The sequence below is a fragment of the Acinetobacter sp. SFA genome (assembly GCF_001647535.1).
GTDB classification, from domain to species: Bacteria; Pseudomonadota; Gammaproteobacteria; order Pseudomonadales; family Moraxellaceae; genus Acinetobacter; species Acinetobacter pecorum.
Genome location: NZ_LSZI01000003.1, coordinates 54,846 through 80,078 on the forward strand (window position 1 = coordinate 54,846; position 25,233 = coordinate 80,078).

Sequence of the window (25,233 nt, forward strand, 5' to 3'; positions counted from 1 at the left end):
ATATGTATATTTCTATCGGAATTCCATTTTTTAATGCTGAAAAATTCTTGGAAGATGCGATTAAATCTGTCCTTGCCCAAACTTTTCAAGACTGGGAACTCATACTGGTAGATGATGGTTCAACAGACCGATCTTTAGAAATAGCCCAATCATTTCTCGATCCTCGAATCCGTATCATTTCTGATGGCTATAATAGAAGATTACCCTATCGCTTAAATCAGATTATTAGTGAAGCAAAATATGACATTATTGCGCGTATGGATGCTGATGATTTAATGGCTGTAGACCGGCTTGAAAAACAGATTAAAGTCCTAAATGAAAATCCAGAAATTAATTTAGTTGTTACCAGCTTGTATTCCATTGGAAATAAAAATGAAATTCTGGGAAAAAGAATTTTTTCTACCCACCAGATGCAGCCAAAAGAAATTTTGCAAGGCTTGACAAATTTATTACATCCTTCACTTCTTGCACGTAAGGCATGGTGTCAAAGAAATCCTTATCAGGAAAATAACTGCCTAGCTGAAGATTATGAATTATGGCTTTCAGCAGCTATAAAAAATGATTTTAATTATGTAGTGATGCAAGAACCCTTATATTTTTATCGAGAAGTAGAAAATGTAAAAAAAGAGAAAATGATCCGTGGTTATAATACCCAGATTGAAGTAATCAAAAAATATTATAATAATATAATCGCTGATCGCGAGAAAAATAGGATTCTTTTAAAATTTGAGATAAAAAAAATTATTGTAAAAACATTAGATTTTTTGAAGTTAATGAAGATTTTACATAGTCGTAGGATAACCGCTGTTTCTGATGAGGATAAAAACTTTTATATATCACAATTAGAACTCATAGAGCGTATAAAATAATGGTCTCTAAAAAAATTATTATCATTGGAACAACCGCTTCCAATCTTTATGGCTTCCGCAAAGATTTCATTTTGTCCTGTTTAGCACAGAATTATCATGTTTATGCTTTTGTGTCTGAATACACCAGTGAATGGTTGGAAAAAATAAAAAGTTTAGGAGTTACGCTGGTTACCTATAAACTTAGTCGTGGTGGATTAAACCCATTGGCTGATCTAGGTTCAACCTTTCAGCTGATTAAAAAAATAAAAGAAATTCAACCTGATATTGTATTTTCATATTCAACTAAACCGGTTATTTATGCAACTCTAGCTGCTTACAGAACCAAGGTTCCTTATATCTATGGCATGATTGAAGGATTGGGTTCGCCTTTTACCATTCATAAACATGGGCTCAGTCTGAAAGCCCAATTCATACGCTTTGTACAAATTTCTCTATATCGGCTGGCATTTCCATATCTAGACAAAATTATTTTTCTTAATCGCGAAGACCCCAAAGATCTAGTCCATCGTTATAACCTTCCCCATAAAAGAAATGCAATTCAAGTCCTGGGACCAATTGGTCTTAATTTGCATGATTATGCTTATACGAAATGGGATGATCAAAAAAAATTATCTTTTATCTTTATTGCCAGGCTCATTGCTGAGAAGGGTATATTTGAATATTTAGAAGCTGCTAAAATAGTGAAGCAAAAATATCCCGATATAACATTTAAAATTATAGGGGGGCTGGATCCTGAAAACCCCACGGGTCTGAAACAGGCACAATTAGATCAATTGATAGAAACAGGAATTATAGAATACGCTGGCTTTGTACAGGATGTAGATCAACAAATACGTGAGAGTGCAGTTTTTGTATTACCTTCCTATTATCGAGAAGGCGTACCTCGCAGTACTCAAGAAGCAATGGCAATAGGAAGGCCGGTAATTACTACTGATGTACCAGGCTGCAATCAGACTGTAGTAAATGAAGTTACGGGTTTTCTGATTCCAAAATGGGATGTAAGGGCATTAGTAAACAAAATGATTTATTTTATAGAGCATCCGGAACAGGTAAATAAAATGGGATATCAAGGATTTTTGTATGCCAAAAAGAATTTTAATGCTGTTCATATTAATCATCGGTTGTTACAAATATTAGAAATGATTTAGCTCTTAAAAATATTTTTTAATTATAAAAATTAAATTTTAGCTATACCTAATTTTAAAAATAATAAAGATTTATATGATATAGGAGATTATAGTGATCGAAGATATAAGCTTTCAAATAAAAAAATATGAAGATTTTGATAAGCGCGGGTGGAATGAATTTTTATTAACATGTAAAAATTATCATTTTATATTTAATCGGGATTTTATGGAATATCATTCTGATCGTTTTGAAGATTTCTCTTTAATATTTAAAAATGATAAAGGTAAAATCATGGCATTGTTGCCTGGCAATATTAAAGATAATATTTTTTATAGTCATCAAGGTCTAACCTTTGGGGGGTTTTTAATTAATAGAGGCTTACATGCCATTGATATGATTGAGTTATTCAATCAATTAAAGATTTTTTTAAAAGATAGAAATATTAAAAAAATTATATATAAATGTATCCCGGTAATTTATCATAATTATCCGGCACAAGAAGATTTATATGCTCTATTTATAAATCATGCACATCTTTATCGTAGAGATATTAGTACTTCTATTTATTTAGAGGAAGAATACTCATATTCAGCAAGCAAAAGAAGATCAATTGAGAAACTTAAAAAAAATGGGGTTAGTTGTGAAGAAGTAGATCAGCCCAGTATAGTTTGGGGGGTTCTGCGTGAGGTGTTACTTCAGCATCATAATCAGCAACCTGTACATAATGAAATTGAAATAGATTTATTAAAAAGTAGATTCCCTAATAATATAAAAGCTTATAAGTGCTGTATTGACGGTCATATTGTGGCAGCAGCAGTCACTTTTGAAACTGATAGAGTGGTACATACCCAGTATTTGGCCAGTAATGATAAAGGTCGGGAAGAAAAGGTTCTAGACTATCTGATTGATTTCTTGATAAATAATAGTAAAAAATTTGCTAAAATATTTGATTTTGGTACTTCTAACGAGAATGAAGGAAAATTTTTGAATAAGGGTTTAATCTATCAAAAAGAACGATTTGGTGCACGTGCAATTGTGCATGATTATTATAGTATAGATTTATAAAACTCGGCGCTTGGCTGAGCCAGCCTATGTCCTATTTATTTGTACCACCACTTGCTTCGACGAACCAAGAGTGAATGACAAATAGTGCAGAGATTAGATTGCAAATTTAATCTGTGTAATCATGGGCTACTATCTTAATGTAATTTCTTTCATTGTATACAACCTGGTCACAGGCCATCTGTCCTTGCCTGAATGGTACAAGGATATCCAGTATTTTAAGGACAATAAAGCGATACATATAATGTATCAATATTACTGTAACGACAGTATTTTATTTGAGAGTAAGTTATACACAGGCTAAATGCTGTGCCGGCGGGATAAAAAATTAAGTTTAATATGTCCGTCCATGCTGAAAATGACCTATTTATCAATGACGCCAGCTTTAAAAAGATATAATTCATTTATTTATAATAATTTCAAAAGCTTGTATCTATTTTATGTTTTTTGAATGAGCTTCCAGAAGTTTAGGATTTGATCCGCTTATAAGTAAATCTGTGTATTTTGTCACAAAATGGCAAATTAGATCACATTTTGTCACATTTTTTTTTAGTGTGAGCTGTGTTGTATTTTGTAATTGATATTTTTGTTAATTAACAATAATTTTCTTTCTCTGTTATAAATATCTGGAAGATTGCACTAGCTGGGTATAATTTCATAAGTGGCTAATTTAATTGCAAATTCTATAAAAATTTAATTTAATTATCAAATAAAATTTCACTAATACTACTTAGATTTAAAGTAATAATAAAAAAAATATTAATATCAGGTTATTTTGATTTCATTTGATTGCTTGTTAGCTGGTTAAAACATAATTTATTTTTAAAATTAAATATCCTTGCTATGATTCTGAAAAATAGACATATCGAGGTGTTTATTAATGATAATAGAAAAAGAAAAAAAGAATATTAAAAGAAATGAAGAAAGTACTATTTTAATATATAAGCCTTTATTTAATGAAAAAAATAATATTTTTTTAAAAGAACATTCGATGAATGAGGGGCATTATAAAAATAAAATAATACAGTTTTCTTTAAAGAAAGATCAACCTAATAAAGTGGATAAAAAGCCATTCAGGAATTTTATGCATAAAAATAATTTAATTTTAAAAAATTCTTTAATGCCTCAGGTATATGCTTATTCTGTTGCTGATATGCTTAAATATAAGCAGGATATCTTGAAAAGATTGATTGATATAGTGATTGCCTGCCTGGCTTTGCTCATATTATTTCCTGTTTTTATTATAATAGCTTATAAGGTACGGAAAAATTTAGGGTCGCCTGTTTTCTTTTATCAGGAAAGACCGGGTAAAAATGGTCAATTATTTAAAATAATTAAATTTCGGTCTATGCGGGATGCTGTAGATAAAGAGGGTAATCTTTTACCAGATAAATTCCGTATTACTCCATTTGGACAAAGGTTACGTTCTAGCAGTTTAGATGAAATGCCGCAGCTCATTAATGTTCTAAAAGGAGATATGAGTATTGTCGGACCCCGGCCTCAAATGAAAGAGTTTCTTGAACATTATACTGATGAACAAATGAGACGTCATGAAGTAAAGCCAGGTATGACAGGACTTGCTCAGGTAAGTGGACGTAATAATTTGTCTTGGGAAGAAAAATTTGCATTTGACGTAAAATATGTTGAACAGTGTAACGTGTGGCTTGATTTTAAAATCATGTTTAAAACAGCTAAAGTGATGTTGAGTCAGGAGGGAATTAATGCTCCTGATCAGGAAGTTGGTGCTGCAAGATTTTCAGGGAAAAATATACCTGAAACTCCTTTATATACCAAAGAGGTAAAATAATATGATTAAGAAATTGCTTCAGTTATTGCGGGTTTAGGAAGCTATTTTCTAGTCAGAAATGATTACGTACTAGAGAGAATGAATTTCACTATTTGTTTTTAATCCTGTATTTTTTTAAAAAGAGCTTGTTTTATCCAGCTTGGAAACTTTTAATTTGTGTCCGTTGGACAAAAAATAAAAATCTTTAAAAAAGGTCATGACTGATATTTTATTTTTAGAATGTCTGCATATTGAGTCAGTAATTTAGATTTAAAGTGCAGAGTTAGACAATCTATTCAGCTTGGTTTGGTTAAGCTGTCTTGTTCAATAGACTTCTAATTACTGAATATCGGCTTGATTATAATAATATTTGTTATTCAGATAAATATAAAAAGCTTCAAACAGATTTAAATTGAATGATTCTGAATCTGTTTGAAGCAGGATATCTAGGTCAAAGACCTAGTCTTCATTTTTTGAAGCCTTATAGGAATAAGCATAATTATAACCATAGCCATAACCTGCACTGGAGCGTTGGATATCGTTCAAGATCACGCCATTTACCTTAACTCCAGCCTGTTCAAAGCGATTGACTGTTAATTCCAGCTCTTTCATCTGAGTTTGTGCATAACGTGCAATCAACAAATTCACACCTGCATGTTGCGAGATGATAATCCCGTCAGTCACTGCAAGAATAGGTGAGGTATCAATCAGGATATGATCATATTGACTGGATAACTGGGTCAGCATTTCCCCAAATAATGGAGTGCTGAGTAACTCAGACGGATTCACCGGGCTTTTACCCCGAGTCATTAGATCTAAGCCCGGAATATCGGTTGATTTGATAACCTGATCCAGACTGACTTGCTTATTTAAATACTCGGCTAAACCAGGCTGATGATTTTGATTAAAGTATTTATGGATATAACCGCGACGTAAATCTGCATCAATCAAAAGCACACGTTTCTGGCTTTGTGCCAAAATTGCAGCCAGGTTGGTCGAGATAAAAGATTTACCCACTTCTGGTGCCGGTCCAGAAATCATCACAATATTGTTCCGTGCATTGCTCAAGGCAAAATGAATGGCAGTACGCATACTACGCAAACTCTCAATCGCAATATCATCACTGTTTTTAACCGCCAGGATAGGAATATATTTTTTCTTCTTGGCCAGCTTGATGTAGCCGTTTTGCGCAGGCGAGCGAGGTACGGTCGCATATACCGGCAAATCTAGTTCATTTTCAATTTGACTGGAATCTTTAATGCCCGAACGTAGCATGTTACGTAGCAGTGCCAGCAAGGTTCCCAAGAAACCGCCCAAGAAGATGGATAAAATCAGGATTTGCAGTTTTTTCGGTTTGATCGGTTCTAAGGGTTCAACGGCAGTATCGACTACACGTACATTACCAATTTCACCGGCTTTGGCAATTCGTAGCTGCTGATAAGAGTTTAACAGGGCCGTATAGAGCTGCTGTTTCACTTCAACTTCACGGAAGAGTTGCAAGTATCGGCGTTGCAGGTCTGGTAACTGCTTTAAAGTACCTTCCAGCTCATTAATTCTTTTATTGATCGCACCAAGCTGTGCATTCATCTGCTGCATCACCGGATGTTCATTGGTGTATTTGGCAGAAGCCTCAGCCACTTGCTGTTCGAGCTGTGCTTTCTGGGTTTCCAGGCTAATACTTTGGGTCAGATACAGTTCCGACTCTTTGGTGACATCGACCGTATTGAATTGCTGACGGAAAGTATTGAATTCTCGCTCAGCTACATCCAGTTGCTGGCGCAATTCAGGTAACTGTTCATCCAGAAACTTAAGTGTCTGGGCTGTTTCTGCAGAACGACGTTCAATATTTTGCTGGCTATAGGCAGCCAGGATGGCATTGAGAACCTCAGTAATATGCTGTTTATCCGTGCCCTGATAATTCAGGCCTAATACACCGGTCATTTTGCCTTTTTCTGCAACCGAGTAATTGGCGAGAATTGATTTTACTGCAGCGGGCAGGGATTGCTTTTGAACAAGATAAGGTACCTTGAACTGGTCCTGGCTATAAATGGCAACTTTCCACTGACCATGTTCAGACTGCAATTCACTGCGCTGGTTTAATGGCGCAGAGAATACCACCTGTTCTGTGACCGGATCGGTTAAAGTGTATTTGCCCGGCTGAAAGTCTAGACGTAAATTTTTGTCATGAAAATAAGCCGGCACTTCAAACTGACGGATATCAAAGGATTTGCCATTGTCCTTAAACAGAACAGATGTTTTGCTGTATTCAGTCTGATAGTCATGCGGTGATAACAAGCGGTCGGTAAAGCTGTTTTCAGTGCCAGCAATGCGTAGATCGAGGTTTAAGGCTTTAATGGCCGAACCCAGCACCAGACGTGATTTCAGGAGTTCTATTTCTGCCTGAGCCGGCTGCTTTTGCTCGATCATGTTGGATAGATCACCCAATAAGGCAGCAGAAGCCCCTTTATTCTCTTCGACCTGTACCAGTGCATCGACTGAATAGGTGTCTGGGGTGACTCTTAAATACAGCAATGCGCAGATCACGCTTAAGATGACACACAGCGCAATCAGCTTCCACTGGGCAATGAGTGAAAAAAATAATTCTTTTAAGTCTATCGTATCTTCAGTATTGCTATTTTGGCTCATAATCTTGATTTCAAATTTAAATATATTTTTTCCAGTCAGCAATACAGCTCTGTATTAACTGGCAGGTATCATCAAATACAACTTGGTCATGCTGATAGGGGTCAGCGATATTCTTGCTTTGCCAGTGCCCCAAACGGAAGGTTTTACCTTTGGCAAAAGACCAGGTCTGTTCAATATGTTTTTGTTGATTTTGACTCATCACCAAGACTAAGTCGGCCCGTTTAATCATCTCGGCATTCAATTTCCGGGCGACATGCGGACTCAGGTCAATCCCCAAACGTTGCATGCATAGACTGGCTTTTTCATCTGCTGCATGTCCCACCACGCCAGCAATACCCGCAGATTCAATCTGCAAATGCGGATATTGCTGTTTTAAAAAGTATTCGGCCATCGGACTGCGGCAAATATTGCCAATACAAACCACTAAAATATGTTTAATCTGCATTATTGTCCCAAACGATCCAGGTTATAGAGTGCATTCGAGAACGGGATCATCTGGTTCACGACACGTTGCCAGCGTGCCAGACCTGAAGCATCGACATAGACAATATCGTTGCTACGCATCTTGAACTGGTTGGCCAGACCGAAGTCGGCAATACTGCTTAGATCCATCTGATAAACTTCAGTGTGCACAGCATTTGGCTGGCTGCGCACGATATAAATCTTGCTACGGCTGGCAGAGAGTGGATTTAGGCCCAAACTTTCACCTAATACATCACTTAAACTCATACCTTGATCACGCAGGGGTAAGGACTGGTTTTTGCCAGATTCACCCATGACATAAATTTTTTGATTTTCGCGATTGTTCACATATAAAGTGTCATTTGGCTGGATCAGCAAGTTATGCAGTGAAAGTCCTGCTTTTTCCAGTTCTACGGTATTCAGGTTGTAGGAACGTCCCTGACGGACCAAAGTCATGGAGGCATTGTCGCCCTGCTGAGCATTGACGCCACCGGCCATGCCCAAGGCGGTGTAGATACTCACCGGCTGATCGCTTAAATAAAACTGTCCGCCTTTTACCACATTGCCCTGAACGGAATAGCGCTGACCCTGATAAGACAGCACTCGCACAATCACGTCCGGGGTTTTTAAATAACGCGCTAGCTGGCTGCGCAATTCGCGATTAACTTGAGTCAGTGACTTACCCGCAGCCTTGTAGCGGCCAATAATCGGGAACTGGATATAGCCTTGTGAGTCAATCTGATAACCGTTGGCCTGAGCAGACTGGTCACTACTAATAGTACTGCTTGGCGGGGTCATTTCCGGATAAGCCCATAAATAGATGGACAGGATATCACCCGGACTTAAACGATAGTTTTGATGCTGGGTGCTAAACAAATGCGCATAGTCTTGTTGAATGTTTTGTACAGCAGGCTGAACGGCCAGCATAGAGTCCTGGGTCAGTTTAATCACATTGACCGAAGTGCCGAGTTCGGTTTGATAAACACCTTCTGTCGGTAGATCATAAGTTTGCAGACCAGAGGTCACTGCACAGCCAGTCAAAGCGAGACCACAAGTCAGTAAAAAAGCCAGTTGAATTTGTCGCACATGAAATCCCGTTTTTAATATTTAATTCGTTAAATCCGCGATATTCTACCTGATAAGTTTGATTTTTTTATAACAAAATGTATCTGAATTCAATTGAATAGTAATTAAAGAGAGAAAAGCCTATTTCCTTTTTAATACAACTCTTGAAAGCTTTCCTCCTCATGCCGTTAGCTGAATATTTCCTCATTTTTTTGTTTTTTGGTGTTAAATCATAACAGAAATTTCATTTTTTTCTGCTAGTATGCCTGCCGGAAGATTTATGGATACAGTGAGTACAGTACTTTAATAAAGTGTTGAGATGATACTACTTATCCAGATTTAAAAATTGCTTGATTAGCTTGAGTGATATGGCTTTAATTTAAAATTAGGTATTTGGATTTTTAAAAATCAGGAAAGAATCCCATAGTGGCTTAGCTACCTTCAATTGAATGATTGATAAATTATTGAGGAGCTTTTTGGTTTTTTTACACATGTTACTTTAAAGATATAAGAGTAAATACGATGTATGTGTTAAATAAGTATAACCATAATTCATATGGTCTAAACTTAGATATTAGAAAATTAGATGCCGGTTATAAATATGTTTTTTGAGAAAAAAATATTTTCTAATTCACTTTGGATGATGTTAGAAAAGTTTTTAGGCATATTTGGGCTTATCTTTGTAAACTCATATATGGCTAAATATATCGGTCCAGAAAATTTTGGAAAATTAGCTTTTACGACTTCAATTTTTATTTTTGTTCAAACTTTGTCTTGGTTTGGTGCTCAAAATATATTATTTAAGCGTTTTAGTGAGAATGTTCAATCTGGAATTCGTTTGGCGATTTCTACCCAATTAATGCGTAATAGCATTTATTTTATAATATCAATTTTTACACTTATATATTTGTGGTTTAGTAGTGATACATTAACATTTATATTTGGAATAGGTAATTTTATTGCCAGTTACTTTTTAATAAATGATTTTTTTTCTATACATAATAATAGTCAGCTTATTTCTATTGTAAATGCTTTAACAAATGTAATAGGTCTTTTGTTAGCATTAACCTTGCGATTTGTTTTAGTTCTTTTTGAAGCAGATGCTTACACAATGATTTTTCCTATTATTATTATGGCGATGATCCCATTTTTTTTGAGAAAAACTTATTTTTATAAAAAAAATAAAAGGATTCAAAACAAAAAAAATAATAAAAAATATAATAATTATATGTTTATGACAGGAGGGAGTTTAGTTTTATCTACACTTTCGATTGTTTTGTACACTCAAATTTCGAATATCTTTTTAGCTAAATTTACTTCATTTGCTGATTTAGGTGTTTATAATGTTGCTCTAACATTAGGTGCAGCTTGGAATTTTATTAATATTGCTTTAATTACGAGCTATTTTTCAAAAATTTATGCGACCTCTAATAACTTGGTAGAATTACGGTATTTAAGACAGATTCATTGGCTTATTATATTTGTTACATTCTCTGCTATGACCGGTGTTTTTCTATTTGGATCATGGGGAGTTTCTGTTTTGTATGGGGGGGGGTTTATTGATGCTGCAAAATTACTTCCATTCATTGTCTTTGCAACTATGCTTTCTGCATTAGGAACAATTAGTTATCGGTATATGATGAAATTAAATGGATATAAATACTTGTCAATTAAAATGCTAACCGTTAGCTTAATAAGTATCCCCTTATCTTATTTCTCTATTCAGAGTTATGGTATTTTAGGGGCTGCATATTGTTTTATAGTAATTGAGCTTTTTTCACTAACAGTAGCAAACTATCTCTTTAAAAATGGATGCATTTTAAAAATGCATCTTAATGTTTTTGGTTTTAAGGTTAAGGAAACAATTTAATGTATAAAGTTCTTTCACTCTTGCGGTCACTTTTACATAGAGTTCTTCCTTATAGTGATGCAAATGACAGTTTTTTGAATTATATAGGCTTTTTTATACATCATAAAAGACTTCCAAAAGACAGATATTATTTTAATGATTATCTTTTTAAAATTAAAAATACGAATGAAATTTTAAATCCTATCAGACAGTTTGTTAGTGATAAGTATTTAGTAAAAGATTATGTGCGTGCAAAAGTGGGGGAGCAATATAATGTTCCAACACTTGCAATTTTTAATAACTTTCAAGATTTAAAAGATTATGAATTTCCAGAAAATTGTTGTATTAAGCCGACTCAAGCTAGCCAAGCTGTTATTTTAAGAAAAAATAATGAACCTATAAATATTAATGAGACTGAAAAGTGGTTTGAATTAAATTATTATAAACAAACGAGAGAAAGAAATTACAAATATTTAAAACCAAAAGTAATTGTAGAGCCTTTGATTTTTAATAGCACAAACTTAATGGATTACCGTATTTACTGTTTTAATGGAAAGGCCAAGTTAATTTGTATAGATATAGGTAAATTTACAGGTTATCAGCGCATTTTTTATACAACAGACTGGGTGAAACAAGATTTTTCTTTAAAATATCCCCTTTATGAAGGTGAGTTAGAAAAACCTAAAAATCTAGATGAAATGATTATGGTTGCTGAAAAATTATCTAGTGAATTTGACTTTGTTAGAATTGATTTATATTCAGATGGTGAAAGCTGTTTAGTTGGTGAAATTACTAATTGTCATGCTGCTGCTTCGCAAAATTTTGTGCCTTTAAGTGCTGAGAAAAAAGCCTCAAAAATTATTTTTGGAGATATAGTGTGAAAATTACTGTTGTAGGTACTGGTTATGTTGGTTTATCTAACGCTGTGTTATTTGCGCGTCAGCATAAAGTAACTAGTTTAGATATTGATGAAAACCGTGTTGCTTTAATTAATCAAAAAATATCACCTATTTCAGATGACTATATTGAGCGAGCATTTGAAGAAGATAATTTAAATCTGAAAGCTACGCTTGATAAAGTTCAGGCGTATGAGCAAGCAGATTATATTATTATTGCTACACCTACTAATTATGATTCCGAGACCAATTATTTCGATACATCTTCAATAGAAATTGTTATTTCAGAGATCCTCCCACTGAATAGCACTGCAACTATTATTGTAAAATCTACTATACCTGTAGGTTACACAGCTCAGGTTAAATCAAAATTTAAAACGGAACAAATAGTATTTGTGCCAGAGTTTTTACGTGAAGGTAAAGCACTTTACGATAATTTATATCCATCACGAATTATTGTAGGTGAAAAGTCTGAACGTGCTGAAAAAATTGCAGAACTTTATTTGAATGCAACTGTTGAGCAAAAAGCATCTACATTATGTATGGATGCTACAGAAGCTGAAGCGGTAAAGTTATTTTCAAATACTTATCTAGCCATGCGTGTTGCATATTTCAATGAATTAGATACCTATTGTGCAAGACATGGGCTAAATGCTTTAGATATTGTGAAAGGCGTAGGTTTAGACCCACGTATAGGTCAGCATTATAATAACCCATCATTTGGGTATGGTGGCTATTGCTTACCAAAGGATACCAAGCAACTTTTGGCAAACTACAAGGATGTGCCACAAAATCTGATTCAAGCAATTATTCAGTCAAATCAGACCCGTAAAAAATTTATTGTTAAAGAAATTTTAAAGCAAAGACCGAATGTGGTAGGAATATATCGCTTAACCATGAAAGCAGGTTCTGACAATTTTCGTGATTCTGCAATTCAGGGCATAATTCATGAGTTAGAAGAATATAATATTCAAATTTTAATTTATGAGCCTACATTAAAAACAACCCATTTTGGAAAATATCCTTTAGAAAATGAGTTAAACCAGTTTCTTGAATGTGCTGATGTAATTTTGGCAAATCGTATGCATAGCGATTTGAAAGAGCAGCAAGAGAAAGTTTATACACGTGATTTGTTTGGGGAAAACTAATGAGTGACAAAGAAAAATTACCACTAATTAGTATAATTATTCCTACTTATGGTAGAGCTGAATGGTTGAGTCGGGCTATTGATAGTGTACTAAAACAAACATATGAAAATATTGAAATTATTGTGGTTAATGATAACTTATTAGATTCGGAAAGTTATGAAGCCGTAATAAGAATATTAGATAAATATACTACTAATAATAAAGTCAAATTATTTGCTGATGGAATTAATAGGGGGGGGAGTTGTGCCCGAAACAAAGGTATTTCTCTCTGTAATGGAGAATATATTACATTTTTAGATGATGATGATTATTATTATGAAAATAAAATTGAAAAACAACTTAACCATCTATTAAAAATGCAATTAGATGTATCTGTATGTAATATGAATATTTTAAAAGAAAATAAAGTAATTACTGATCGAAGAAGTAAAGCTTGTATTGGTGATATATCTAATTTTTTGATATATGGCAATTGTTTTACACCTATGATTTTTGCTAAAAAGGAAGTTCTAATTAGTGTTGATGGTTTTGCTAAATCTCCAAGATTCCAAGATCATATATTAATTTTAAAAATGCTTGAAAAGAAAGTCAAAATTTCAGTTATAAATGAAAGTTTATTTGTACATAATGATCATATAGGTGAAAGAGTTACAAAAAACAGAATGGACTCATATGACGTACGATGGGAATATGAGGACAATTTAATTCAATATTTGAATAAAGAAGATCTCAAAAAATATAAATATAAAAGATTATTAAATTATACACGAATGCTAAGAGGTAACTCTTACAGAAGAAAAGCAATGAAAGTTCACTTTTTAAATATTTTTAATATAACTGAGTTAAAGCAAGTTTATATATATCTTAGAGTATTAATCGGTATATTTATAAAATAGTTTGGATGTGCTGTTTTAATTCAGCTAGGAGGTTTCTATTGATATATTTATTTGTATTTTTTTTCGTGACATTTTATTTATATTTTGTTGAGAAATATACTTCACCTAAATTCATAAAACAATTTATATTATGGCTTCCTGCTTTTGTTGTATTTGTTTTTTTTCCAGCTATGCAGTCGGGTGTTGGAACTGATTATGAAACATATTTTCAGTATTTTTTTAATCATGATCATGATCTTTATCTAAAAAAAAATGAAATTCTTTATTTTTATATAATTGAATTTTCTAATTTTTTTGGCGATCCGCAGGTGCAATTTATTATAGTCAGTGTTATTCAAGGCTTTCTATTTTTCCTGTTATTGTACTTATTAAAGCAAAATGGATATAAAGCTTGGTTAATATTTTTAATATATTTTTTATGCACAGGTATGTATCATAACCAAATGAATGGATTGAGGCAGTATATATGTATATATATTGTTCCTATATTGGCTATTTTTGCTTATAAAAATAAATTTATTTCCCTATTTAATTTTTCTTTTATAAGTTTTTTTATTCATGCATCTAGTCTTATGTCTAGTGTTTTAATAATAATTTTTAAAAGACTGAATAATTTTACTCTATATAAAAAAAATATCTTGTTTTTTATATTCTTGCTAACAGCTCCTATATATTTTATTGATTTTAAGAGTATCTTTATTTCTGCTTTAGAGTTTTTTAATTTAAGATTTATTTCTTATATGGATACCAGGTATGTTGAAGGTGCTGGTTATTCAAAAATTATTACTAAATTTTATTATTTACCAATAGTTCTTCTTTTTTGGTTTTATTATTTAAGGGACAATAAATCAGATACTGGAATGAATCATTTTTTTATTCTAATATTTAGTTTTACTTATTTTATGTTTCTTCAGTCTTTAAGTTTTGAGTTAATGCTAAGAGTATGGTCCTATTTTAATTTCTTTTTGATATTCCCGATATATTATGTTTTGCAGCGAAGTAGTAATTTAACTTTTTTTCTGATTTTAATTTATTTTTTAATTTTTTATATTGTAAAAGTTTTGATATTTCCTGTTGCAGAATATGAATATCATTTTTACAGCGATTGGTTCTAATGGGTTTGATAGGTATGAGAATTCAAATTATTTGTTCAACAATGTATGGAAAATCCCCATTATTTTTACAAAAAAATTATAGTGATGGTGATTATTTGGTAATTAATCAATGCAAAGAAAGATCACACGAAGTTAATGGTTTTTTTAATTGTTATGAAACAGGACTATCAAAGAGTAGAAATAAGGCATTAACTTATTCTGATAGTGATATATGTATTATATCTGATAATGATGTATTTTATAGCGAAGATTATATAGAGATCATTAGTAAAGCATTTGAAAGGTATCCTGATGCAGATGCAATTACTTTTCAAATTCACACTCCAGAAGGAGAGATGTATAAAAAATATTCGGATAGTTTTTTTTGGCACAATAAACTGAGCTTAGCTAAAGTTTCTTCAATTGAGATTGCATTTCGTCGTAAAAGTGTTTTAGAGAAAAATATTAAATTCGATGAAAGATTTGGTTTAGGAAGTAAATTCCCTACCAGTGAGGAATACATTTTTCTTTCAGATTGCTTAAGCAAGGGATTAAAAATTGCTTATGTTCCTAAGATTATAGTTTTCCATCCTAAAGAATCTTCGGGCGGTGATTTTTCGAATGACAATCTAGTAAAAGCAAAAGGAGCTATGATTCATCGAGTTTTTGGTGATAAGGGAATTCTAATATGTTTGTTATTTTCAATAAGAAAGTATAAATATTCTGGAAAGTCTTTCTTTAATTTTTGCAAAACAATATTTTCTGGGTTTTTTAAACACAGAAAAGATATTTGATTTTTTAGGTTACACATGAAAATTCTTTATTTCCATCAATATTTCAACACGCCTGAAATGTCAGGTGGTACACGTTCGTATGAAATGGCTCGTCGCTTGGTTGCTGCGGGACATGAAGTTCATATGATTACATCTTGGGTTAAAGAAACGGATAAAACAGATTGGTATGTGACAAATGAGGCGGGAATTCACGTTCATTGGTTTCCAAATAATTATAATAATAAAATGTCTTATATGGATCGTATTAAAGCATTTTTTAGGTTTGCTTTTTATGCAGCTAAAAATGGAAAAACCTTTAAAGATGCAGATGTTGTTTTCGCAACAAGCACGCCTTTAACTATTGCTTTACCGGCTGTCTCTACGGCTAAAAAGTTAAAAATTCCGATGGTATTTGAAGTGAGGGATTTATGGCCTGAACTTCCTATTGCTATGGGAGCACTCAATAACCCTATTTTGCAAAAAATAGCGTATGGTTTAGAAAATTGGGCTTATAAGAACTCAAAGGCAATTGTTGCTCTTTCCCCTGGTATGAAAGAAGGCATTGTAAAAACTGGCTACCCCAAGCAGCAAGTGGCTGTAATTCCAAACAGCTCTGATTTGGAATTATTTAATATTGAAAATGAAAAGGTTATACAATTTAGAAAATCTCTAACTTGGCTACAGAATCGTCCGCTCATTGTGTATACGGGTACTTTTGGTCATATTAATGGGGTTGGATATCTTGTAGAATTGGCTGCAAAGTTAAAGGATATTAATCCTGAAATCCGCATTTTACTGGTGGGTGATGGTATTGAATTTGACCAAGTGACTTCATTTGCTCAAGAAAAAGGTGTGCTAAACAACAACTTGTTTATGATGAAACAAGTACCTAAAAAAGATATTCCAGTTATATTGAATGCTGCAACCTTATGTACAGCTTTATTTATTGATAAGCCTGAAATGCGTGCAAACTCAGCGAATAAATTCTTTGATGCACTTGCTGCTGGAAAACCAATTATGATCAATTATGGTGGATGGATGGTTGATCTCATTGAAAAAAATAATTGTGGTTTGGTAACGTGGAATCTGGATATTGAAGCTGCTGCTCAACAAGTTGCTAATTTTATAGCTGACCCAAAACTTTATGGAATTGCTGCAGCTAATGCTAAAAGACTGGCAAATACTCAATTTCATCGAGATATGCTTGCAGAGCAATTAAACCAAGTTTTAATAAATACTGTTAACGCAAGTAGTATCACACCAGAGTCAATTACTCAGAAATATTATGATTAAACGCCTTCTCGATATTATCATCGCCTCTATTGCCCTGATCCTGCTTTCACCACTTTATGCATTTGTTGCTTACAAAGTAAAAAAGAACTTAGGCTCGCCTGTAATATTTCGCCAGGTACGTCCCGGTTTACATGGCAAGCCCTTTGAAATGATCAAGTTCCGGACCATGAAAGATGCTGTGGACGAGCAGGGTAATCCATTGCCGGACAGTGAACGTCTAACGCCTTTTGGTCAAATGCTGCGCTCCACCAGTCTGGATGAAATGCCGGAACTGTGGAACGTGATCAAAGGGGATATGAGCATTGTTGGCCCACGCCCATTGCTGATGGAATACCTGCCGCTTTATAGCCCTGAACAAGCCAAACGCCATAATGTTCGTCCGGGTATGACCGGTCATGCACAGGTCAATGGCCGCAATGCAATTGGCTGGGAAGAAAAGTTCAAGCTGGATACCTGGTACGTCGAAAATCAGTCGATTTGGCTCGACTTCAAAATCATGTTTAAAACGGTACATAAAGTTTTAGCAAAAGATGATATCAGTGCCGAGGGGGAAGCGACCATGACACGTTTTACTGGCTCACAAAACAAGGACGAAACATAATGAAAGCTTTATATATTGGCGTTTATGGTGCAAGTGGTTTTGGTAAAGAAGTTATGCCATTGGTTCGCCAGCAATTTCCAACCTTAGCCAAAGATAACTTTGTTTTTATCGATGATGGTCAGGCTGGCAATAGTTTAAATGGTTATGCTATTCGAAGTTATCAGAATTTTCTCGCCCAACCAAATACCCATAAGGCTGTAACAATTGCTATCGCAAACAGTCAAGTTCGTGAAAAACTGGTTCAGCGTTTAAATGAAGACCAGATTCAGCATCTAGATGTTCATGCAGGCAATACAGTTATTCTAGATGAGGTGCATATTGGTGAAGGGAGCTTACTTTGTCCTTTCACTTGTCTGACATCCAATATCAAAATTGGAAAATTCTTTCATGCCAATATTTATAGCTATGTCGCTCATGACTGTGTCATCGGTGACTATGTCACCTTTGCTCCCGGGGTGAAATGTAATGGCAATATCCATATTGAAGACCATGCCTATATTGGTACGGGTGCCGTAATCAAACAGGGAACTCCCGACAAACCTCTGGTAATTGGCAAGGGTGCGGTAGTGGGTATGGGGGCTGTGGTCACCAAGAGCGTTCCACCGGGCGTAACGGTGATTGGCAATCCGGCACGGATCTTAGAGAAAAAATAAGTTTTTAAATTTAAAAATTCAGGACACATCATGTTAAACACTGCATTTGAACCATGGCCAAGTTTTACTCAGGAAGAAGCGGATGCGGTTTCCCAGGTTTTGTTGTCGAATAAAGTCAACTATTGGACCGGGCAGGAATGCCGTGAGTTTGAAAAAGAATTTGCTCGGTTCGCAGAAACCCGGTATGCAGTGGCATTGGCCAATGGAACAGTAGCACTGGATGTCGCACTTAAGGCATTAGGTATTGGCGCAGGGGATGATGTGGTTGTTACCTCACGTACCTTTCTGGCCTCGGCCAGCTCCATTGTGACGGCTGGGGCAAATCCGATTTTTGCCGATGTCGAACTGGACTCCCAAAATATCTCCCGCCGTACGATTGAAGCGGTCATCACACCCAATACCAAGGCCATTATCTGTGTGCATCTGGCAGGCTGGATGTGCGACATGGACCCGATCATGCAGCTGGCTTCCGATAAAGGCCTGTATGTGATCGAAGACTGTGCACAGGCGCATGGCGCAAAATATAAAGGTAAATCTGCCGGTTCAATTGGCCATGTCGCAGCCTGGTCCTTCTGTCAGGACAAGATTATGACGACTGGCGGTGAAGGCGGGATGGTTACTACCAATGATGAGAATCTGTGGAAAAAAATGTGGTCTTATAAAGACCATGGCAAGAACTTTGACAGCATCTATAACAAGCAGCATCCACCGGGTTTCCGCTGGCTGCATGACTCCTTTGGTACCAACTGGCGCATGATGGAAATGCAGGGTGTGATTGGACGTATCCAGCTAAAAAAAATGCCGGAATGGACGGCAAAACGCCTTGCCAATATGGAAAAAATTTATGCGGCATTTGCGGATAGCCCATATTTTACCGTCTATCGTCCATCAGGTGATTATATGCACGCTGCCTATAAATGTTATGTGCAAGTCAATATCGATACTTTGCCTGAAGGTTGGTCACGTGACCGGATCATGCAGGACATCAATGCGCTGAATGTGCCTTGTTTCAGTGGCTCCTGTTCAGAGGTCTATTTGGAACATGCTTTTGATGGCACGCCATGGCGTCCGGCGCAGCGTTTGCCGAATGCGCAAAAACTCGGTGAAACCAGTCTGATGTTTTTGGTGCATCCTACTTTAAGTGATGAAAGTATTAACAAAACAGTCACCGCAATTCAACAAGTTATTAATAGAATAGTTACTTAAACTTTTGCAATATAAGTGCGCCGCATTCGGTGCACTTATTTATAAAATATGTCTTTAAGTTGCTAAAAAGAATCATGACTTGTTAAAAATTTATTAGAATTGAGACCACGCATCCAGTGAAATCTATCATTACGCCTTTCGTAGAATCACCACGAGCCGCCAAACTCGCATTTTTAATTATTCTGGATTTTTGTGCTTTTCCTGTCTTGATCTGGCTCTGTTATGCCATCCGCCGTTTTGATTTAGGCGCAGAAGTTGTGCCTAATCTGGCTTTTGGTACGCTCTGGGTCAGCGTGATTGCAGTTGCATCGCTGTTTATCTGTGGGGTCTATCGGTTTATTGTCCGTACGTATAATGAAGTGTTCATGATCAAAATGGGGCTGGCGACGGCATTGACGGTCGCTGGCCTTTACGCCCTGGCTTATTTCACACCGGCCTTTATTCCGACCTCTATTCCTCTGATGTTCGGCTTTATGATGTTTGCCTGGATCTGGTTTAGCCGCGGCATCATCCGCTTTATTATCCGTTCCTACTTGCAGGCGGACGTACAGAAAAAACGCATTGCGATTTATGGCGCGGGTAATGCAGGCCAACAGGTCGCTGCTGCGCTATATCGCTCCAATGAGCATTTACCCGTCATGTTTATTGATGACAAACGCTCCTTGACCGGACAGCAGCTGGGTCGACTCAAAGTCTATGATGCCCAGACTGCCTTAAAACTCATGCGTAAGCAAAAAATTGATGAAATTTTAATTGCCTTGCCTTCGGTAGGGCGGGTCCGTAAAAGTGAAATCATCAAGTTTTTAGAACCGGCACATTTAAAAATTACCGAGATTCCGGGGCTGACCAAACTGGTGGATGGTGAAATCCGGATTTCTGATATTCAGGAAGTGGATATTATTGACTTGCTGGGGCGTGATCCGGTGCCGCCAGTGCCGGAGCTACTGGCCAGAAATATTAAAGATAAAGTGGTGATGGTGACAGGCGCTGGCGGTTCGATTGGTTCAGAACTCTGCCGCCAGATCATTAAAAACCAGCCGGCCAAACTGGTGATTTATGAACTGACTGAATTCGCACTGTATAGTATTGAAAAAGAGTTACGCCTTAGCGCTAGCTGTGAAATTATTCCGATTCTGGGCTCTGTACTGGATGAATCCAAGCTGGAACGGGTAATTGAACAATATGGCGTACAGACTGTTTACCATGCTGCCGCCTATAAGCATGTCCCGCTAGTGGAGTGTAATCCTCTGGCAGGGCTGAAAAATAACGCCGTCGGAACCGCCTTTAGTGTGAATGCAGCAGTAAAAAAAGGCGTCGAAACCTTTGTGTTAATTTCAACCGATAAGGCGGTACGTCCCACCAATGTGATGGGAGCGACCAAGCGTATGGCAGAGCTGTATTGTCAGGCCATGGCAGAAGCCCAGAACCAGACCCAGATCAGTATTGTGCGTTTTGGTAATGTACTCGGTTCTTCGGGTTCGGTGGTGCCGCTGTTTAAACAGCAGATTGCCAAGGGTGGACCGATTACCGTGACTCATCCGGAAGTGACCCGGTTCTTTATGACCATTCCGGAAGCTTCGCAACTGGTGATTCAGGCCGGTGCTTTGGGTACGGGCGGAGACGTATTCCTGCTGGATATGGGCGAACCGGTACGGATTCAGGATCTGGCACGACAAATGGTTGCGCTGAGCGGACTCAAGGTTCGAGAAGAACAAAATCCAAATGGTGATATTGAAATTCAATATAGCGGATTACGTCCGGGCGAGAAGCTGTATGAAGAACTGTTGATTGACGAAGAAAATACAGAAATTACCGCGCATACACGTATTCTGCGTTCTGTCGAAAAACATTATCCATTGGCAGAAATTCTGGCAGTATTTAACCGTATGCATGAACTTGAAGCGACTCAGGCCGATATTGAATGGGCATTGGCACAACTGGAGCATTATGTCGACGGTTATGTACGCGGTAACGAAATTAAAGTGAACTAGGTTTTTATAGATATGATCAAAAAAGCAATTCTTCCTGTGGCAGGTCTCGGTACACGTTTCTTACCTGCCAGCAAATCCATTCCGAAAGAGATGGTGACTGTCGTGGATCGCCCTGCGATTGAATATGTGGTCCGTGAAGCAGTTGCTGCCGGAATTGAGCAGATTATTCTGGTGACCCACTCTTCCAAGGCTTCGATTGAAAACTATTTTGACCGTAACTTTGAGCTTGAAACCACCCTTGAGCAAAAAAACAAAACTGACCTGCTGAAAGAAATTACTGAGATTCTGCCTACAGGCGTGAGTGTGATTAGTGTACGCCAGCCACAGCCTCTGGGTCTGGGCCATGCAGTATTGTGTGCCAAAGCAGTGATTGGCGATGATGATTTTGCGGTGTTATTACCGGATGTACTGGTGAAAGATCAGGATCCGGAAAATGACCTGGCACGTATGATTCAGCGTTATGCTCAGTCTCAGGCGTCACAAATCATGGTAGAAGCGGTGCCTGAACATCTGGTCGACCAGTATGGCATTGTTGATGTTGCGGCATCACCTGAGGAAGGCGAAAGTATCGTCATGCAGGGAATCGTCGAGAAACCGGCGGTCGGTACTGCACCTTCAAATCTATCTGTGGTCGGACGTTATATTCTGCCGGCAAAAATCATGCAGCTTTTGGAACAGACCCCACGCGGGGCAGGTAATGAAATCCAGCTCACTGATGCGATTGCCATGCTGCAGCAAACCGAAGCCGTAGAAGCCTATCGCATGAAAGGTCAGACCTTCGACTGTGGCAGCAAGTTGGGTTATCTAAAGGCTGTTTTACATTATGGCATCGATCATCCTAAACTCGGTAGCGAGTTTAAAGCATTGATTCAGGAACTTGCTTTATAAGAAAGGAATATTATGAAAGTCGCAGTATTGGGAAAAACCTTATTTTCCGGAGTCATGTCAGCTCTTTTATCTGAATGTGGTCACCAGGTGGTCTGGTGTAACAGCTTCAATGCAGATGAGTCGGCCCGGCCCTATTTCCAGGATGAATCTCTACAACAATTACTGCAAAAACAGGAAAAATCTGGCTTTTTAAACTGTTGCGATTTTCAGCATCTAGATTTTAATCAGGATGTTTTTTTCTTTAGTTTTAATGCGACTGAAGAACAGCAGGCATTTCAGATGCTGGACACCATCCGGCATGCCTGTTTTGCCCATCCCAAACTAATGATTAATGCTTCGACCTTTGGCTTGCATGGCACCCAGCGCTTTCAGCAGTTGCTGCCGAATGATGACTGGATTTATCTGCCAGATATTATTCAGGAAGGGAATGCACTGCGTAGCTTTACTCAGGCCACCCAGCTGATTGTGGGCTGTGATCATGCAGATATCCAGCCTAAAATCAAAGAACTCTTACGCCCATTATTTCCACGCGCGCAGCAGTATCTATTTATGCCGGTTCTGGATGCCGAATTTACCAAGCTGAGTATTTCCGGCATGCTGGCCACCCGGATCAGTTATATGAATGATCTGGCCAGTGTGGCAGAAAAGCTTGGCATTGATATTGAACAGGTACGGCAAGGCATGGCTGCAGATAACCGGATTGGTTCTGCCTATCTGTTCCCTGGCGTTGGTTTTGGTGGAGAGAATTTCTCCCATGATATCCGGACGCTTACTCACGCCGTGGCAGATTCAGGAGTGAAAAACCAGCTGCTGGAACAGGTCTGGGACATTAACGAACAGCAAAAAGAATTACTGTTTCGTAAACTCTGGAACTATTTCCGTGGAGACTTGAAGGGTAAAGTCATTGCGATCTGGGGTGCAGCCTTTAAGGAAAATACCCCAAGTATCCAGCAGTCTCCGGTACATGCCATGCTGACCGCTTTGTGGGCGCAAGGCGTGACGGTCAAGCTGCATGATCCTCAGGCAATCGCAAATATTGAAAAGGTCTATGGGCCACGGGAAGACTTGATCCTGTGTAAAGACCAGTATCAGGCCGTGGAAGGGGCGCATGCCTTGTGTCTGATTACGGCATGGAAACAGTATGGCAGTCCGGATTATCCGTATTTGATCAAGTTGATGCAGCATCCCCTGATTCTGGATGGGCGTAATCTGTATGATCCGACGTATGTCAAGACACGTGGTTTTAATTATATTGGGGTAGGACGTTAATGTTGAGCCATTTTAATCCAAATCTCGACACTGAAACTGTGTGTCAGAAACTCGCCTCGAACAAAGAACAGCTTCAGTCTGAGCATTTGCGGGAGCTATTTGCTGCTGACCCGGAGCGCTTTAATCGATATTCTATCCAGTTTGAACAACTGCTGTTTGACTATAGCAAACACAGAATCAATAAAAATGTGCTGCAGGGCCTGATCGAATGGGCGGATGCACAGAACCTCAGATCCTGGATTGGCTCCCTATTTTCCAATCAAAAAATCAACTATACCGAGCAGCGTGCTGCCATGCATTGGGCACTGCGCCTGCCCAAACAGGATCAACAGCATGCTGATCTGGCAGCGGATGTATATGCCCAGCTGGAACGGATGTATGCCCTGGTGGAACAGATTCATGCCGGACAGCGCCGCGGTGCTACCGGTGAAGTGATTCAGGATGTGGTCAATATTGGTGTTGGTGGATCAGATCTGGGCCCCTTGATGGTCACGCACGCTTTATCTGATTTTAAATACCAGTCTGCCCAGCCACTCAACGTACATTTTGTTTCGACCATGGATGGCAGTCAGCTGTCCGAGCTGTTACATCAGCTGCGTCCGGAAACGACACTGTTTATTATTTCCTCCAAATCCTTTGGCACTATTGATACCCTGACCAATGCCCAGACGGTACGCTTGTGGCTGGAAAAGGCCTTAGGTCAACATCCTTATATTCTTAAGCATCATTTTATTGGAGTATCGACCAAGCCGGAAAAAATGACGGCGTGGGGTATCGCGCCGGAAAACCAGTTATTGCTTTGGGACTGGGTCGGCGGGCGTTATTCACTCTGGTCCTGTATCGGACTGCCAATTGCCTTGAGTATCGGGATTGAAGGCTTCAAGCAGCTGCTGGCGGGTGCCTATGCAGTGGATCAGCATTTTCAGTACCAACCTTTTGAACGCAATATTCCGGTATTGATGGGGTTGTTAGGAGCTTGGAATACCAATTTTCTGGATATTCAGACCCATGCAATTCTGCCTTATGATGGCCGGCTGAAATATTTTGCCTCCTATCTGCAACAGCTGGAAATGGAATCAAATGGTAAGTCAATCCAGCGCAATGGAGAGAAAGTCCAGTTCGATACCTGCCCGATCATCTGGGGAGAAGTAGGGCCGAATGCCCAGCATGCCTTCTATCAGTTATTGCATCAGGGTACGCAGTCAGTCAGCTGTGATTTTATTGCGCCGGTAGAGCGTTATAACAGCCAGCAATATACTTATGCAGACAGTGCCGAAGCATTGGTAGAACAACATCATTTGGCCTTATCCAACTGTCTGGCGCAGTCGCGTTTACTGGCTTTTGGCAATGAAGCCTTAGATCAGGCTGAATTGGCGAGCTTGCCGGCCTATAAACAGTATGAAGGTAATCAACCGAGCAGTACCCTGTTATTGCAGGAGCTCAATCCATACAGTTTAGGCATGCTAATTGCACTCTATGAACATAAGGTATTTGTCCAGTCGGTGCTGTGGAACATTAACCCGTTTGATCAGTGGGGCGTGGAAAAAGGCAAGGAAATTGCCAACCAGTTATTGCCCATCCTGAATGGTGAGCAGACTGACTTAAGTGGTCTGGATGGTTCAACCCAAGGTTTAATTAAAGTTCTATTAGGAAAGTAA

The 25,233-nt window shown here is 37.5% G+C and carries 21 protein-coding genes; 18 read left to right on the top strand and 3 right to left on the bottom strand.

Annotated features, from left to right (window positions below; translation table 11 throughout):
- Positions 1 to 2: 2 nt before the first annotated feature.
- From AY607_RS02565 to AY607_RS02580, 4 genes are all read left to right on the top strand, one after another.
- Entirely contained in the window at positions 3 to 869 is an 867-nt protein-coding gene (locus tag AY607_RS02565) for a glycosyltransferase family 2 protein (RefSeq protein WP_064101670.1), read from the top strand.
- A complete protein-coding gene (locus AY607_RS02570; RefSeq protein WP_064101671.1) occupies positions 869 to 2,017 on the top strand; it encodes a glycosyltransferase family 4 protein in 1,149 nt (382 codons plus the stop codon). The genes AY607_RS02565 and AY607_RS02570 overlap by 1 nt, the downstream gene beginning before the upstream one ends.
- Before the next feature lie 91 nt (positions 2,018 to 2,108).
- On the top strand, positions 2,109 to 3,062 hold the full coding sequence (locus AY607_RS02575) for a hypothetical protein (RefSeq protein WP_064096894.1): 954 nt from the start codon (positions 2,109 to 2,111) through the stop codon (positions 3,060 to 3,062).
- A 1,174-nt stretch (positions 3,063 to 4,236) separates the two neighbouring features.
- Positions 4,237 to 4,866, top strand: coding sequence for a sugar transferase (locus AY607_RS02580; protein WP_064096968.1), 630 nt, complete (start codon positions 4,237 to 4,239; stop codon positions 4,864 to 4,866).
- Between the two features lie 438 nt (positions 4,867 to 5,304).
- Here the strand turns inward: AY607_RS02580 and AY607_RS02585 are convergent, their stop codons facing one another.
- The 3 genes from AY607_RS02585 to AY607_RS02595 are packed head-to-tail and all read right to left on the bottom strand — an operon-like array spanning position 5,305 to position 9,039.
- Positions 5,305 to 7,491 carry a polysaccharide biosynthesis tyrosine autokinase gene (locus AY607_RS02585; RefSeq protein WP_064101672.1) on the bottom strand — a complete coding sequence of 729 codons (2,187 nt, stop codon included), beginning with the start codon at positions 7,489 to 7,491 and terminating at the stop codon, positions 5,305 to 5,307.
- A 16-nt stretch (positions 7,492 to 7,507) separates the two neighbouring features.
- Entirely contained in the window at positions 7,508 to 7,936 is a 429-nt protein-coding gene (locus AY607_RS02590) for a low molecular weight protein-tyrosine-phosphatase (RefSeq protein WP_064101673.1), read from the bottom strand.
- Positions 7,936 to 9,039, bottom strand: a complete 1,104-nt coding sequence (locus AY607_RS02595) for a polysaccharide biosynthesis/export family protein (protein WP_155858350.1) — start codon at positions 9,037 to 9,039, stop codon at positions 7,936 to 7,938. Before AY607_RS02595 ends, AY607_RS02590 begins: the two co-directional genes overlap by 1 nt.
- A gap of 565 nt (positions 9,040 to 9,604) precedes the next feature.
- On the opposite strand from AY607_RS02595, the gene AY607_RS02600 reads away from it, so the two are divergent.
- The 14 genes from AY607_RS02600 (at position 9,605) to pgi (ending at position 25,233) form a co-directional block, all read left to right on the top strand.
- The gene (locus AY607_RS02600) at positions 9,605 to 10,888 is read left to right on the top strand and encodes an oligosaccharide flippase family protein (protein WP_227509948.1); all 1,284 of its coding nucleotides are present in this window, start codon (positions 9,605 to 9,607) and stop codon (positions 10,886 to 10,888) included.
- Entirely contained in the window at positions 10,888 to 11,748 is an 861-nt protein-coding gene (locus AY607_RS02605; protein ID WP_064101675.1) for an ATP-grasp fold amidoligase family protein, read from the top strand. The genes AY607_RS02600 and AY607_RS02605 overlap by 1 nt, the downstream gene beginning before the upstream one ends.
- A complete protein-coding gene (locus tag AY607_RS02610) occupies positions 11,745 to 12,911 on the top strand; it encodes a nucleotide sugar dehydrogenase (RefSeq protein ID WP_064101676.1) in 1,167 nt (388 codons plus the stop codon). Before AY607_RS02605 ends, AY607_RS02610 begins: the two co-directional genes overlap by 4 nt.
- Complete coding sequence (locus AY607_RS02615) at positions 12,911 to 13,807, top strand: glycosyltransferase family 2 protein (RefSeq protein ID WP_064101677.1); 897 nt, start codon at positions 12,911 to 12,913, stop codon at positions 13,805 to 13,807. The genes AY607_RS02610 and AY607_RS02615 overlap by 1 nt, the downstream gene beginning before the upstream one ends.
- A gap of 65 nt (positions 13,808 to 13,872) precedes the next feature.
- The gene (locus AY607_RS02620; protein ID WP_171255263.1) at positions 13,873 to 14,922 is read left to right on the top strand and encodes an EpsG family protein; all 1,050 of its coding nucleotides are present in this window, start codon (positions 13,873 to 13,875) and stop codon (positions 14,920 to 14,922) included.
- A 14-nt stretch (positions 14,923 to 14,936) separates the two neighbouring features.
- Positions 14,937 to 15,695, top strand: a complete 759-nt coding sequence (locus AY607_RS02625) for a glycosyltransferase family A protein (protein ID WP_171255264.1) — start codon at positions 14,937 to 14,939, stop codon at positions 15,693 to 15,695.
- A 15-nt stretch (positions 15,696 to 15,710) separates the two neighbouring features.
- Positions 15,711 to 16,967, top strand: a complete 1,257-nt coding sequence (locus AY607_RS02630) for a glycosyltransferase family 4 protein (RefSeq protein WP_064101680.1) — start codon at positions 15,711 to 15,713, stop codon at positions 16,965 to 16,967.
- A complete protein-coding gene (locus AY607_RS02635; protein ID WP_064101681.1) occupies positions 16,960 to 17,568 on the top strand; it encodes a sugar transferase in 609 nt (202 codons plus the stop codon). The genes AY607_RS02630 and AY607_RS02635 overlap by 8 nt, the downstream gene beginning before the upstream one ends.
- Entirely contained in the window at positions 17,568 to 18,221 is a 654-nt protein-coding gene (locus AY607_RS02640; RefSeq protein ID WP_064101682.1) for a NeuD/PglB/VioB family sugar acetyltransferase, read from the top strand. Before AY607_RS02635 ends, AY607_RS02640 begins: the two co-directional genes overlap by 1 nt.
- A 30-nt stretch (positions 18,222 to 18,251) precedes the next feature.
- On the top strand, positions 18,252 to 19,427 hold the full coding sequence (locus AY607_RS02645; RefSeq protein WP_064101683.1) for a DegT/DnrJ/EryC1/StrS family aminotransferase: 1,176 nt from the start codon (positions 18,252 to 18,254) through the stop codon (positions 19,425 to 19,427).
- 116 nt (positions 19,428 to 19,543) lie between these two features.
- Positions 19,544 to 21,418, top strand: a complete 1,875-nt coding sequence (locus AY607_RS02650; protein WP_064101684.1) for a polysaccharide biosynthesis protein — start codon at positions 19,544 to 19,546, stop codon at positions 21,416 to 21,418.
- Positions 21,419 to 21,430: 12 nt separating this feature from the next.
- Positions 21,431 to 22,306, top strand: a complete 876-nt coding sequence (galU, locus tag AY607_RS02655) for a UTP--glucose-1-phosphate uridylyltransferase GalU (protein WP_064101685.1) — start codon at positions 21,431 to 21,433, stop codon at positions 22,304 to 22,306.
- A gap of 12 nt (positions 22,307 to 22,318) precedes the next feature.
- Positions 22,319 to 23,575 (top strand): nucleotide sugar dehydrogenase, encoded by a 1,257-nt coding sequence (locus tag AY607_RS02660; protein WP_064101686.1) that lies wholly within the window; start codon positions 22,319 to 22,321, stop codon positions 23,573 to 23,575.
- A complete protein-coding gene (pgi, locus tag AY607_RS02665; RefSeq protein WP_064101687.1) occupies positions 23,575 to 25,233 on the top strand; it encodes a glucose-6-phosphate isomerase in 1,659 nt (552 codons plus the stop codon). Before AY607_RS02660 ends, pgi begins: the two co-directional genes overlap by 1 nt.